The sequence below is a fragment of the Kitasatospora misakiensis genome, assembly GCF_042656005.1.
Lineage (GTDB): Bacteria > Actinomycetota > Actinomycetes > Streptomycetales > Streptomycetaceae > Kitasatospora > Kitasatospora misakiensis.
In genome coordinates, this window is sequence record NZ_JBHSOF010000071.1 from 20,524 (window position 1) to 34,153 (window position 13,630).

General features: G+C 75.7%; 10 protein-coding genes. 1 reads left to right on the top strand and 9 read right to left on the bottom strand.

Translation table 11 applies throughout. From position 1 onward, the window contains the following. Positions 1–121 precede the first annotated feature (121 nt). The gene (locus ACFP3U_RS33625) at positions 122–1,075 is read right to left on the bottom strand and encodes an EamA family transporter (protein ID WP_380229563.1); all 954 of its coding nucleotides are present in this window, start codon (positions 1,073–1,075) and stop codon (positions 122–124) included. A 112-nt stretch (positions 1,076–1,187) separates the two neighbouring features. Between ACFP3U_RS33625 and ACFP3U_RS33630 the strand changes: the two genes are divergently transcribed. Further along, positions 1,188–2,093: a LysR family transcriptional regulator gene (locus tag ACFP3U_RS33630; RefSeq protein WP_380229553.1), complete on the top strand. Its 906-nt coding sequence runs from the start codon at positions 1,188–1,190 to the stop codon at positions 2,091–2,093. A 27-nt stretch (positions 2,094–2,120) separates the two neighbouring features. Here ACFP3U_RS33630 and ACFP3U_RS33635 read toward each other — a convergent pair whose 3' ends face one another. The 8 genes from ACFP3U_RS33635 to ACFP3U_RS33670 all read right to left on the bottom strand — a co-directional run bounded on the left by ACFP3U_RS33635 (position 2,121) and on the right by ACFP3U_RS33670 (position 13,313). Continuing rightward, a complete protein-coding gene (locus tag ACFP3U_RS33635; protein WP_380229554.1) occupies positions 2,121–2,921 on the bottom strand; it encodes a ZIP family metal transporter in 801 nt (266 codons plus the stop codon). A gap of 305 nt (positions 2,922–3,226) precedes the next feature. After that, positions 3,227–4,897: a restriction endonuclease gene (locus ACFP3U_RS33640; protein WP_380229555.1), complete on the bottom strand. Its 1,671-nt coding sequence runs from the start codon at positions 4,895–4,897 to the stop codon at positions 3,227–3,229. 126 nt (positions 4,898–5,023) lie between these two features. Further along, positions 5,024–6,751, bottom strand: a complete 1,728-nt coding sequence (locus tag ACFP3U_RS33645) for a hypothetical protein (protein ID WP_380229556.1) — start codon at positions 6,749–6,751, stop codon at positions 5,024–5,026. Positions 6,752–7,094: 343 nt separating this feature from the next. Then, complete coding sequence (locus ACFP3U_RS33650) at positions 7,095–7,751, bottom strand: YigZ family protein (RefSeq protein ID WP_380229557.1); 657 nt, start codon at positions 7,749–7,751, stop codon at positions 7,095–7,097. A 152-nt stretch (positions 7,752–7,903) separates the two neighbouring features. Further along, positions 7,904–9,196 (bottom strand): DUF6986 family protein, encoded by a 1,293-nt coding sequence (locus tag ACFP3U_RS33655; protein WP_380229558.1) that lies wholly within the window; start codon positions 9,194–9,196, stop codon positions 7,904–7,906. 149 nt (positions 9,197–9,345) lie between these two features. Continuing rightward, entirely contained in the window at positions 9,346–11,088 is a 1,743-nt protein-coding gene (locus tag ACFP3U_RS33660) for a DUF2637 domain-containing protein (RefSeq protein WP_380229559.1), read from the bottom strand. 207 nt (positions 11,089–11,295) lie between these two features. Further along, positions 11,296–11,961 (bottom strand): response regulator transcription factor, encoded by a 666-nt coding sequence (locus ACFP3U_RS33665; protein WP_380229560.1) that lies wholly within the window; start codon positions 11,959–11,961, stop codon positions 11,296–11,298. Then, positions 11,913–13,313: a sensor histidine kinase gene (locus tag ACFP3U_RS33670; protein ID WP_380229561.1), complete on the bottom strand. Its 1,401-nt coding sequence runs from the start codon at positions 13,311–13,313 to the stop codon at positions 11,913–11,915. The genes ACFP3U_RS33665 and ACFP3U_RS33670 overlap by 49 nt, the downstream gene beginning before the upstream one ends. Between the last annotated feature and the right edge of the window lie 317 nt (positions 13,314–13,630).

Below are 13,630 nucleotides of genomic sequence, written 5' to 3' on the forward strand. Positions count from 1 at the left end.
CGCGCCCCGGACCCGGCCGACCGGCGGGCCGTGCGGATCCTGCTGACCGCGGCCGGCCGGTCGGCGGTGGAGCGGATCGGCCTGGTCCGGCACGAGGTGGCCCAGGAGTACTTCGGCCCGGTCAGCCCCGCCGAGCAGGACGCGCTGCTGCGAGCGCTGCGGACGGCCGAGACCGCCTACGCGGCGACCACCCCGCCCACCGCCGCGCCACGCCGGACAGCGCCGCCGGGCGCAGCGCGGTGATGCCGATCCCGGCGATCACCAGCAGCGCGGCGACGGCGGCCAGCGGGCCGACCGACTCGCCGAGCAGCAGCCAGGCCGAGGACATCCCGAACACCGGGACCAGCAGCGAGTAGGGCGCCACGGCGGTGGCGTCGTAGCTGCGCAGCAGGTAGCTCCAGGCGACGAACCCGAACAGGGTGGAGACCAGCCCGACGTAGCCGATCGCGCCGAGGCCGGCGAGGTCGATCCCGCGCAGCGCGCGCAGGTCGGCCGCCGGGCCCTCGACCAGCAGCGAGAGGCCGAGCAGCGGCAGCGGCGGCACCGCGCTGACCCAGACCATCCAGCGCAGCGCGTCCGGCGGGGCGGCCTTGCGGGTCAGCACGTTGGACAGCCCCCAGGCGGCCGCGGCCAGCACGACCAGGGCGAACGCCCCGAGCGGCCCGCCGAGGCCGCGGTCGACGGCACTCAGCCCGATTCCGGCGAAGGCGACGGCCAGGCCGGTCAGCCGCTGGGCGCCGGGCCGCTCGCCCAGCAACACACCGGCGAACAGCGCGGTGAAGACCGCCTGCCCCTGCAGCACCAGGGAGGAGAGGCCGGCCGGCATCCCGGCGTGCATGCCCAGGAAGAGCAGGCCGAACTTGACCACGCCGAGCACCGTCCCGACCGCGAGCACCCAGCGCAGGGCGACCTTCGGCGGGCCCACGAAGAAGATCGCGGGGACGGCGACCACCGTGAACCGCAGGGCGCAGAACAGCAGCGGTGGGAAGTTCTGGAGTCCGACGTGGATGAGGACGAAGTTGAGGCCCCAGACGGCGGCCACCAGGACCGCCAGGCCGATGTGACGCGGGCTCATGGTGCCGCCGCCCGGGGCGGCCTGCGGGGATGCGCTCATGGCACGAGGATGGCCGCCGGACACCGTGTAGCACCAGCGATGAATTCTGAAGCCCACGCTTTAGCATTGCTGCATGATGGATCTGGGGCGCCTGCGGGCGCTGCACGCGGTGGCCGTCCACGGCTCGGTGGGCGGGGCGGCCGCGGCCCTCGGCTTCACCCCGTCCGCCGTCTCCCAGCAGATCGCCAAGCTGGAGCGGGAGACCAGGACGGTCCTGCTGGAGCGCCAGGGCCGCGGGGTGGTGCTGACGGACGCGGCGCGGGAGCTGGCCGGCACCGCGCAGGCGGTCCTTGGGCTGGTGGAGCGGGCCGAGGTGCGGCTGGAGGAGCAGCGCGGGCAGGCGGTCGGACGGCTGCTGGTGGCCGCGTTCGCGACCGGCGCGCGCGGGCTGATGCCGGGGGTGCTCGCCGAGCTGCGCGAGCGCTGCCCGGAGCTGGACGTGCGGCTGCTGGAGAGCGACCCGTACCCGTCGGCCGAGCTGGTGGCGCGCGGCGAGGTCGACCTGGCGCTCGTCCAGGACTGGCCGACGGTTCCGCTGCCGGTGCAGGAGGGGCTCTCCCGGCTGGAGCTCGGGGCGGACCCGGTGGACCTGCTGCTGCCGGCCGACCACCCACTGGCGGAGCTCGCCGTGGTGCCGGTGGGCCGGCTGCGCGGGCAGCGCTGGACGAGCGTGCCGCCGGGCAACATCTGCCACGACTGGCTGGTCCGGACCCTGCGCGAGGCCGGCGAGGAGCCGGACGTGCGGTACCAGGTCGGCGAGTTCGAGACCCAGATCGCGCTGATCGGGGCCGGGCTGGGCATCGGGCTGGTGCCCCGGCTGGGCCGGGGCGCGCTGCCGCCGGGGGTGGTCGCCCGGCCGGTGGTGCCGGAGCCTGCGCGGCGGGTGTTCGCGCTCTGGCGCACCCAGGCGTCGCGCCGTCCGGCGATCACCGAGGCGCTGGACGCCATGCGGGCCCGGTGGGACGCCCGGAGCGGCTGACCGGCCGAGGTCGCCTCCGGCGGCCGGTCAGGCGGCGAAACCGATCACCAGCCACATGAAGCCCACCCCGCCGAGGGTGCAGAGCAGGGTGGTGCGCGAGGGGTGCGGGCTGTGCGCCTCGGGGAGGATGTCGGAGGTCGCCAGGTAGAGCAGGAAGCCGGCGAAGAACCCCAGGTAGAGCCCGAGCAGGTGCTCGGAGATGGTGAACAGCAGGGTGATCGCGGCCCCGGTGACGGGCGCGAGCGCGTCCGCCACCAGCAGGGCCAGCGCGCGCCGCTTGTTGTTCCCGTAGAGCCGGGTGATCGTGTAGGTGTTGAAGCCGTCGGCGAAGTCGTGCGCGACGACGGCGATCGCCACCACCGTCCCGACCGTGGTGCCGGCCTGGAAGGCCGCGCCGATCGCGAAGCCGTCCATGAGGCTGTGGCCGACCAGTGCCAGGGCCGCCGTCAGGCCCACCCCCTGGTGCCCGTTGACGCCGCGCTGCGGACCGCCGTGCGCGTGCCCGTGGGCGTGGCCGTGCGCGGGCCGCTGGCCGTGGGTGTGCTCGGCGTACTCCTCCTCGTGGCCCCGGTGGATGGCGACCGCCCGCTCGATGATGTGGATGGTCAGGAATCCGGCCGCGAACATCAGCAGCGCCTGCGGCACCCCGTGGACCTCCTCGGGCGCCTGGTCCAGCGCCTCCGGGAGGAGGTCGAAGGCGACCACCCCGAGCATCAGCCCGGCGGCGAAGCCGAGCACCAGGTGCCGGCGGTCGCCGGTCCGCTGGGCGACCCAGCCGCCGATCAGCGTCATCAGGAACGCCCCCGCGGCGACCAGGATCGCGGTCACCGCTGCTCCGCCGTGACGGACCGTCTGTTCACTCGTCTCCCCCGTGTTCCGCCCGTCCCCGGGCCGGCCTCCGACCGGTGGCGGCCGGCCGTGTCCCCCAGCGTCGGGCACCTCGCGCACCGTCGCCCGCCGGACCGGCCGTCGGGGTGAGCCGATATCGCCCGCCCCGGGCCGACCACCGTACTGGATCGGCGGCCGGCCGGGCCCACCCGGGGCGCGGGGCCGATCCGGGACGGGCGGCCGGACCTGGACGCGGGGCCAGTACGGGGCGCGGCTGAGGCCGGACGGCCCCGCCCCGCCCGGCCTCAGCGTCCGGCGGCCAGCGGCAGCCCGAGGTGGGTGCGCGCCAGCTCGCGGACGCCGTCGCCGTCGACCAGGTGGATGTGCCGGTGCCCGTCCTCGCCGGTGAGGTCGAGGGCCCCGTCGGTGAAGCCGCCGGTGGTCAGCCGCAGGCCGCGTTCGGCCGACTCCTCCCGGACCGCCTCCGCCAGCGTCCTGATCTCCTCCTCGCCCACCGGCTCCTCACCCCGGGAGGCCCAGACCACCCAGCGGCCGGGCAGCGCGCTGCCGGTCGGCCCCTCGCCGGTGGCCACCAGCCCGGCCGGGCCGCGCAGCCGCACGCTCCACTGGCCGAGCCCGCCCCGGGTGAGCAGTTCGCGGACCAGCTGGGCGAACTCGTTCGCCGACAGGTCCGGCGCGGCCGGGACGGTGGCCGAGGCCTGCGCGGCCGGTTCGACGCCCGCCCGGGCGTACGGGTCGGGGCTGACGGCGGCGTCGAGCCGGCGCAGCCGGACCAGCGCCTCGTCCTGCTCGGCGTCCGCGTAGACGCCCTCGCCGTCGGGCTGTTCGTCGGGGTCGGCGGGCGGCAGCAGCCTGGTGCGGGCCAGCGCGTCGCGGTCCGCGTCCACGCTCACCAGGCAGAGCGGCTCGGCGCCGGGCTCGCGCAGCCAGCCGTTGAGCACCACCCCGGCCAGGATCTCGTCGGTGTCGACGGCGTCGGCGGCCTGGAGCGCGCGCAGGGCCAGCCGGGCGACCAGCCGTAGGTAGTCGGAGGCGCGGCCGGCCGGCGGGCGCGGCACCGGGAGGGCCTCGCCGTCCTGGCCGAGCCGGTAGCCGGTCAGCGAGGGCACCACGTCCAGCGGCGGCAGGTCGAGGTCGAGCACGGCGGTGCGGGTCAGCGGCCGGTAGACGGCGCGGCAGGGCGCCGGAAGGTCCCGGGTGTTGGTCTCGGCGGCGGCCAGGGCCCGTTCCAGCAGGGACTCGACGGCGGCCGGCTCGGCCTGCCGGTAGGCCCGGCGGCACTCCTCCAGGAAGTCGTTGTACTCGCGCACCGCGCGCGCCCGGGCCTGCTCGGCCTCCTCGTGGGCGCGCCGGGACTCGTCGGCGGCGGGGCTGACGGCCTCGGACCGCCGGGTGCGCCACTCCCGCAGGGCCCGCTGGTGGGCCAGCCGGGCCTGGGCCAGCTCGCGCTGGTAGCCGGAGTCGAGGAGCCGTCGGGCCGGGGTGCCGTCGGGGTCGGCGACTGCGGGTTCGGCGGGCGCGTAGTCGTCCCAGCGCGGCTCCGGGTCCTCACCGGCCGCCGCCGGCGGCGGCGCGCCGTCCGGGTAGGGGCGCGGCTCGTAGTGGCGCAGCTGGCTCTCGAAGTCCATCGCGGAGACGGGCAGGGCGGCCCGCCGCAGCAGGTCGGCCAGCCGTTCGTGCTCGGCCTGGACGGTGAGCGTGCGGTGGTGGGTGAGCGCGGCGGCCCGGGCGTGGGCGGCGACGGCCTCGTCGCCGCCCGTGCCGAGCGGATCGGCGGCTGCCTCACCGGCGGGTGACGGGCCGTCCGGCGCGTCGTCCGGGGTGCCGGGGGGACGGCCGGACGGGTCACCGCCCTCCGGCTCGTCGACCCCGAGGTCGCGGAAGACCGAGGCCAGGAAGCCCGGTTGGGGGGCCGCGACAGCACCGTCGGACTGGCCGTCTGCTGAGTACTGCATCGGTGGTCGTTCCCCCATGCTCGTCCGGCGCCTGCCCCGGGGCGGTCGGCAGCCCCTCGGCGGACCCGGGGTCCGCCCCCTTCCGGACATTGTCCACCGAACGGGCGCACCGGTCAGCCAAGCCTCTCAGTTGGTCCGGGTGTTGGTCAGGTGCAGGCCGATGTAGCCGACATAGATCCGGCCACTGCCCGAGCAGTCGTCCAGGTAGTGCAGCCGGGGCGCGGTACGGCCGCCGCCGATCCGCAGGTGCGCCCCCATGAAGGCACGTCGGGACGCGTCCACGCACTCCGGCACCGGGAGCATCCGCTCGCGTTTCCACTTGGCGTGGCTGAACACCGTCCGCGACTCCCCGCGCACCGCCTTCCGGGGCGGGAAGCGGTGGCAGCCGGCCGGGGTCCGCTCGCACCACTGTTTGAAGTCGCCGCCCGCCTGGCCGCGGACCGCCGCCTCGGCGTACTCCTGGAGCGCGGTCAGTCCGTCCCAGGTGAGCCGGGCCCAGCCCCCGCCGGCGCAACGCAGCTCGTCGAGGGCGAGCGCGGCCTTCTGGTCGCCGGTGAAGGTGACCAGCGGGAACTCGCCGAGCCGGGCCATCAGCTCGGTGAAGGTGAGCGGGACCTCGCCGCGGCCACCGGTCGGCCCGGTGCGCCGCCGCCCGGCCCGGCGGACGGGAGCCGCCGGCCCGGGGCCGAGGAGTCCGGAAGCCGCCGGCCCGGGCGTACCGCCCGGTCCGGCGCAGAGCCGGCCGACGGGTCCGCGCCCGGGAGCGGTGCCGACCGTCCGACCGGTGACCGCGCCGGCCGCCGGGAGCGCCTTCGGCTTCGGCCACTCGCGACGGCGCTGCTCCCGCAGAGCCTCGTGGCATGCCGGGTGCGCGCCCCGCTCGTGCTCCTCGGGCCCGGCCGTCCGCCCGGCCGCCCGGCCGGGCTCCTCGCGGACACCGGCGGGGGCGACCACCGGGGCCGCGAGCACCGGCACGGACGCCGGCACCCGCAGCGCCGGGACGGCCGCCAGCACCGCCGGCAGCGGCCGTTCGGCGGCGAGCCGGCGCGGTTCGCGGGACAGCAGGACGGCCGCGCGCCGCAGGTCCTCCTCCATCCGGTGGCGCGCCAGCACCGGGTGCCGGCGGCCGTCCCGCCGCGAGGCCGGGTCGACCTCGGGCAGATAGGTGCGGACCGCGCCGCCGTAGACGGCGTGGAACTCCAGTGCGACGTTGAACCTGGTCCGGGCGTCCGGGTCCAGGACGTACAGGGTGGCGAGTCCGGGCAGGTGCTCGCAGAGCGGGGCGACCGTCTCCGCGAGCCACGGCCCGGTGTCGAGGCCGGCCGGGACGCTGGCCACCACGGCGGGCAGCCGGCGGTCCGGATCGCAGAGCTCGTCGACCAGGGCGTCGACCCCGGCCGCGGTGAGCACCCGGGGCGCGGCCAGGACGGCGGCCGGACCGTCGGCGGCGTCCAGCAGCGGCAGCAGGGTGCGGACCAGCTCGGGCACCGGCACCCGCGCGGGTGTCCGCACGCCGCTGTCGGTGGTGCGCGTCCCGGCCTCCAGCCGGACCCAGGCCGGACCGGTGGGCCCGGCCGCCACCGTGAGGGTGAGGTGGTCGGTGCCGTGCGGGGCCGGGGTGCGCACCCGGCGGCGGTCGTAGCGGCCGCCGTCCAGCGGACCCCCGTCCCGGTCGAGCAGGACGCGGTCGCCGAGCCGGAAGCGCTCGGTGTAGGGGGCGGCCGAGGCGGGCGGGAACGGGCCGATCGCGTCGGGTGGTGGTTCCTCGCACCCCTCCTGTTTCAGCCAGGCGGCGAGGTGCTGGTCGGCGAGGGCGAGGGCGTCGGCGTACGGGAGGGCGGTGGTGACGGTCATCCGATAGGGCGTCGCGGGGCCTCTGGGGCCGGGAAAACCGGCACGGGCGGACGGCGACGAGGAACGTTCCGAGGTCATGCGCATACCTCCGTGGGGCGGTGGTGGGGTCCCGTGTCCTCCATCGATGCGTTATTGGTCCGGTTCGCCGGACCTGTGCCCAGGAAACGCCATGGCCCGGAGTGGAAGTTCCAACTCCGGGCCACATCACTACATTCGGGTGAATCTGCTCAAGTCGACTGTCGCGTGGGCCGAGATTCTGCTTGGCCCCCGGCCACACGCCGGGGCCCGCGCCGGACTCCCCGTCCGCACAGCGCGGGGCGGCGTCCGTTCGGACCGGCACCTCTCAGACCGGCACCTCGACGTAGGTGCGGCCGGCGGCCACCCCGGCCGCCGTCCCGCCGGTCGCCTCGGCCAGCCAGGTGTGGAACGCCGCGACCTCCGGCTCCGGCACCCCGACCTCGATCCGCACCCCGGTCGCTTCGTACGCCAGATCGCTCACCGTGAACCCGGCGGCCCGCAGGTCGTTCTCCACCCGCCCGGCCCGGGCGTGGTCCACCGTCACCGCGAGCAGCGCGACGGGGCGCCGCTCCAGCAGTCCGACCTCGGCCAGCGCCTCCGACACCGCGCTCCCGTAGGCCCGCACCAGACCGCCCGCGCCGAGCTTGATGCCGCCGAAGTAGCGGGTCACCACCGCCACCGTGTCGGTCACCCCGCGGCGGCGCAGCACCTCCAGCATCGGTACGCCGGCCGTGCCACCGGGCTCGCCGTCGTCGCTGGAGCGCTCGCGGCGCTGCTCCTCGCCGACCACGAAGGCGGTGCAGTTGTGCCGGGCGTCCCAGTACTGCTTGCGGATGCCCGCGATGAACGCCTGGGCCTCCTCCTCGTCGGCGACCCGGGCGAGGTGGCAGATGAACCGGGACTTCTTGATCTCCAGCTCGTGCGTGCCCGCGCTCCGGACGGTCAGGTACGGCCGGGGGGTCGGCTCCGGTGTGGCGGACATGGCGCGGCGTTTCTCCCGGGCGGCGACGAGGGGGCGGGCGGCACGGCCCGCGCCGGGCGACAGCTCGCCCGCGGACCGCCCCGCCAGCCTAACCGTCGCCCGGCGCCCGACCGGTTGCCGATCGGCACCGGGTGCCGCCGGCGGGGGTCCGCTCAGCCGCGGCCCGCGAGGGCGTCCAGCCGGGCCCGGTCCAGGCCGGTCGCCGCCCGTACCTCGGCGAGGTCGACCGCGCCGCAGTCCACTCCGCGCAGCAGGTACCCGCTGAGCGCCCGGGCGGTCGCCGGCTCGTCCATGACGTCCCCGCCGGCCTTGGCCACGTACGCCGCCAGCCGGGCCGCGGCGGTGGCCAGGCCCTCCCGGTAGAAGGCGTAGACGGCGACGTAGCGGCTCGGCAGGTGCGCCGGGTGCATGTCCCAGCCCTGGTAGTAGGCGCGGGCGAGCGAGCGGCGGACCAGGTCGTGGTGGAGCTTCCACCCGGCGTGCACCTGGGCGGTGGTCCCGGTCGGGATCACATTGGTGGAACCGTCGGAGAGCCGCACCCCGGTCCCGGCGGCGGCCACCTGCATCACCGCCTTGGCGTGGTCGGCGACCGGGTGGTCCATGCTCTGGTAGGCGGCGGCGACCCCGCACGCGGCGCTGTAGTCGAAGGTGCCGTAGTGCAGGCCGGTGGCCCGCCCCTCAGCCGCCTCGATCATCCGGGCGACGGTGGCCCGCCCGTCCGGGCCGAGGATCGCCTGGGTGGTCTCGATCTGGATCTCGAAACCGAGCCGGCCGGCCGGCAGCCCGGCGGTGCGCTCGAAGTCCTCCAGCAGCCGGACCAGCGCGGTGACCTGCTCGGCGTAGGTCACCTTGGGCAGGGTGAGCACCAGCCCGGCGGGCAGGCCGCCGTTCGCCAGCAGGGTGGTGAGGAAGAGCTCCAGGGTGCGGATGCCGCGAGCCCGGACGGCCGCCTCCATGCACTTGATCCGGATGCCGACGTACGGCGGCGCGCTGCCGTCGGCGACCGCGGCGGCGAGCAGCTCGGCGGTCCGGACGGCGGCCGCGTCCTCCTCGGCGTCGGGCCGCGGGCCGTAGCCGTCCTCGAAGTCGATCCGCAGGTCCTCGACCGGCTCACGCTCCAGCTTGGCCCGGACCCGGCGGTGCACCTCGGCGAGCAGCGCGTCGTCCGCCACGCCGAGCGCGCGGGCCAGCTCGGCCGGGGTGCCGGCGTGGCGGTCGAAGGCCTCCAGGGCCTGCCGGCCCCAGGTCCGGACGGTGTCGGCGGCGAAGGCGTCGGCCGGCACGTAGACGGTGTGGACCGGCTGGCGGGTGCCCGCGTCGCCCGGGTAACGATGGGCCAGGTCGGCGTCGACCGGCGCCAGCAGCGCGTCCACGGCGGACCGGGCGGCCGCGGAGAATCCCGCCGCGCCCGTCGGCCCGGTACCGCCCATCTTGACCTGCGACATCCGTCACTCCTCACGCAAGCATGCGCGCGGGGCCCGTGCCAGGCCAGCGCTTCAACAGTTTGTTGATGCGAAGGTAGACGGGCCGGGAACGGGCGTCAATGGCACACCGGGCGGACCGGGGGCGGAGGGGGCGGAGCCTCCCGGCCCGGTCAGTCCCGCCCGGAGGTCGCGTAGCGGTCGCGCAGCTCCGGGTAGAGCGCCTCGACGTCCTTCGGGTGGACCGACCCGTCCGGACGGCTGCCGGTCACCCCGTACTTCTTGGTCAGCCAGGCGGCCAGCCGCTGCGGGTCCGGCTCGTGCTCGAAGGTGTCGATGTAGCTCACCAGCGCCTCGAACGCCTGCTCCGGGTCCAGCCGGTACGCGCCCGGGCGCGGCGCGGGGCCGGCCGGCCGCTGCGGGCGCTCCGCGAACTCCGACGCCTCCTCCACGGCCTCGGGCTCGGCGTGCCCCTGGTCGGCGTGCCCCTGGTCCGCGAACCGCTCCTCCGCGAACGGCGCCTGCGCAACCGAGGACTGTGCAACGGCCGACTGCGCGACGGCCGACTGCGCGAACTCGGGCTCCGCCGGAAGGTCCGCCTCCCCGGCGTACCCGGCCTCCTGCTCCGGCTCCCCGTCGAGCTCGGACTCGGTCGGGCGCGGCGGCTTGAACCATGGCGAGACCTGGGCGGGAACCCGGCCGCCCGGCGCGCCGTCGCTCGGGTGACCGGTGGTCCGCACGGCCCGCGCGGTCCAGACGTTCAGCTCCTCCTGCGGCTCCGCCGGGGCCTGCTGCTCGCCGCCCGCCGGCTCCTGCGCGTCACGCAGCCGCACAGCGGCGAGCCTGGCGAGCACCTCGGCGGGGGCGGGCTCGGCCTGCGACTGCTGCTCCGGGCGGGCCTGCGCCTGAGCCTGCACCTTGGCCTGCGGCTGCGGCCGGCCCTGCGCCTGACCCGGAAGCTGCGCCCCGGCCGGTCCGGCCTGCCGGTCCTCCCGGACCGGCGGCTGCTGCGGCCCCGGCTTGACCGACCCCTCGGCCCCGCCGCGCGCACGGTCCGGCGCCCCGGCCGGATCCGCCGACCCGCCGTTCCCGGCACGGGCGGCCTGCCCGGCCGGCACCAGGGCGGCCGCCGCACGGCTCTCCTGCAGGGCACGGGCCTCCTGCGCGGCCAGGGCCGCCTCGGCGCGGGCCGCGGCCTCGACCTCCCGGGCCTCCTTCTCCTCGCGGGCCACCCGGGCGTCCTCGTCCATCCGGTCGAACACCGTCGGGTCCAGCGGCACGCCGTACTTGGCCAGCTTGAGCGGCAGCAGCGCCTGGATCGGCGCCGAGCGGCGCCAGCCGCGCCCGTAGCGGAAGCGCAGCTGCGCCCGGTAGACCAGCCGGTTCTGCTCCAGCCGCACGACCTCGTCGTAGGAGCGCAGCTCCCAGAGCTTCATCCGCCGCCAGAGCCGGAAGGTCGGCACCGGGGAGAGCAGCCAGCGCATCATCCGCACCGAGTCCATGTGCCGGTCCGCGGTGATCGCCGCGATCCGGCCCACCGCGTGCCGGGAGGCCTCGACCACGACGACGAACAGCAGCGGGATGACCGCGTGCATGCCCATCCCGAGCGGGTCGCCCCACGAGGCGGCGGCGTTGAAGGCGATGGTCGCGACGGTCAGCAGCCAGGCCGTCTGCCGCAGCAACGGGAAGGGTATGCGCAGCCAGGTCAGCACCAGGTCCAGCGCGAGCAGGACCACGATGCCCGCGTCCACACCGATCGGAAAGGCGTAGGAGAAGGCGCCGAAGCCCTTCTTCTCGGCCAGCTCCCTGACCGCGTTGTACGAGCCGGCGAACCCGATTCCGGAGATGATGGAGGCGCCGGCGGCGACCAGGCCGAGCAGGCCACGGTGGGCCTTGGTGAGCGATGGGCGTGCCATTACGTCTATCAACCCCTGGATGTCGGCTGCGGCCGTACGCTGCCCCCGGCTGCCGGTCCCGCCTGTCGGGGCGCCGGACGGCCGAGCGACCTCCGGGCTCGGCCCACCGGAGTTTACTCGTACACCTGTCTCAGCGTTTCCGCAGCCCACACCGTCACCGCCACCGGCCGATCCCTCGCGGAACGGCACCGCCGAGCGGGCACCAGGTCAGGACGCCTGCCCCGCCGTGCCGTTGAGGTAGGCCAGCACGGCCATGACCCGACGGTTCGCGTCCTCCGCCGGGGCGAGTTCGAGCTTGGTGAAGATATTGGCGATGTGCTTGGCGACCGCGCCGTCGCTCACCGTCAGCCGGGCGGCGATCGCCGAGTTCGAGCAGCCCTCCGCCATCAGCTCCAGCACCTCCCGCTCGCGCGGCGACAGCCGCTGCAGCGGCCCCGCCCGACGCGCGGTGCTCTGCATCAGCTTGGCGATCACATCCGGGTCCATCGCCGTGCCCCCGGCCGCCACCCGGCGGACGGCGTCGATGAACTGGTCGGCGTTGAAGACCCGGTCCTTCAGCAGGTACCCGATCCCGCCCGTGCCGTCCGCCAGCAACTCCCGCGCGTAGAGCTGCTGGACGTGCTGCGACAGCACCAGCACCGGCAGGCCCGGAATCTCCTGGCGGGCCTTGAGCGCCGCCTGCAGTCCTTCGTCGGTCAGCGTCGGCGGCAGCCGGACGTCGACCACCGCGACGTCCGGACGGTGCGTCAGCAGGGCGTCCAGCAGGTCCGGACCAGTCTCGACCGCGGCGGCGATCGTGAAGCCGTGCGCCTCCAGCAGGCGGATCAGACCTTCTCGAAGGAGGTAAAGGTCCTCGGCGAGGACAACTCGCACGGCAGCTCCAGGGTGATGGTGGTCGGACCGCCCGACGTACTGTCGATGGCGAGGACACCGTCGAAGGTACCCAATCGCCGCTCGATCCCGCGCAGCCCGGTCCCCCTGGTGGGGTCCGCGACTCCGACCCCGTCGTCCGTCACCGTGACCCGCAGCCGGCCGGCCCGGTACATGATGTCCACCCACACCTGCTCCGCACCCGAATGCTTGGCCGCGTTGGCCAGCAGCTCGCAGATGCTGAAGTACGCCGTGGCCTCGACCGGCGCCGGCGGCCGGTCCGGCAGGCTCACGCACACCTCGGTCGGCAGCGCGCAGTCGAGCGCCAGCGCGCGGACCGCGTCCCCCAGCCCGCGCTCCGCCAGCACCGGCGGGTGGATGCCGCGGACCAGGTCACGCAGTTCCTGGAGCGCCCGTGCCGAGGACTGCCGCGCCTCGGAGAGCAGCTCGCGGGCCGCCACCGGATCGGTCTCCATGAGGTGCTCGATCGTGCCCAGCGTCATCCCGATCGCGACCAGTCGCGCCTGCGCGCCGTCGTGCAGGTCCCGCTCGATCCGCCGCAGCTCCGCCGCCTGGCTCCCCACCGCGTCGGCACGGGTCTCGGTCAGCTCGGCCACCCGCCGGGTCAGCTGGGCGTGCGAGGCCCGGCCGTCCTGGTCCAGCACCCGTCGCGCCACCTCCGCGTACCCGCGCACCGCGTACGGCGCCAGCAGCACACCCAGGCCTGCCAGCCCGAGCGCCAGGACCGCGAACAACGCCGACCCGGCCCCCGGCCCGTAGGACTCGTAGCCGTCCGCCACCGCGACCAGGTACACCAGCCCGCCGCCCACGAGTCCGAACACCACCAGCCCGAGCGCGGCCACCAGCAGCGGGCTCACCACCAGCCAGAGCATCTCGCGCCGGGTCGCCGGGTCCCTCACCGCCCAGTGCAGCAACTGCGCGAGCCGGGCGACGTTGTGGGAGCGGTGGTAGGAGTACCCCGTCCACCAGTGACCGCGGGCGTCCGCCTCCAGCTCCGGCCGGGGGGTGTACTCCACCGGCAGCCGGGTGCCGTACCAGAGTCCGAGCTGCCGCCGCGTCCGGCGCGCCGACGGCCGCACGAACATCCCGGCCAGCGCCAGGCCCGCGACCACGGCGGCGATCAGGGCGACGAACACCGCCGGGTAGTAGCCGTCGAGCATCCAGCTGGCGGTCGCGCCGGCGGAGAACGCGCCGAAGGCCGGCACCACCACGATCGGCACCGCACCGAGCAGCAGCAGCGCCAGCCGGGCCAGCCCGCGGCCGCCCGCCGTGAGCGCCGCCTCGGTCTGGGCACGCACGGTGCCGCCCCCACTGATCCGACTCTCTGCTGCCACGACCACTCCCGCCCCCGCTTCTGATACCTGCCGATGCCGATGCCGCACCCCGGCGCCGATCCTCCTCACCCAGTGTCCCCGGACCGACCGCCCCGGGCACTGGCCGTCCCACCCGAATTCGAGGTGGTGCTAGGTCCACCCCGCCCGGGTACCTGCCCGAGCTCGGAAAACGTCGGGAGCTGCCGTGGCGGGAAATGCCCCGTGGGTAAATGCCGGTGAACGCAAAGAACCCCCATCCGGATCCCGGATGGGGGTTCTTCACAATGATTGTTCGGCGGCGTCCTACTCTCCCACAGGGTCCCCCCTGCAGTACCATC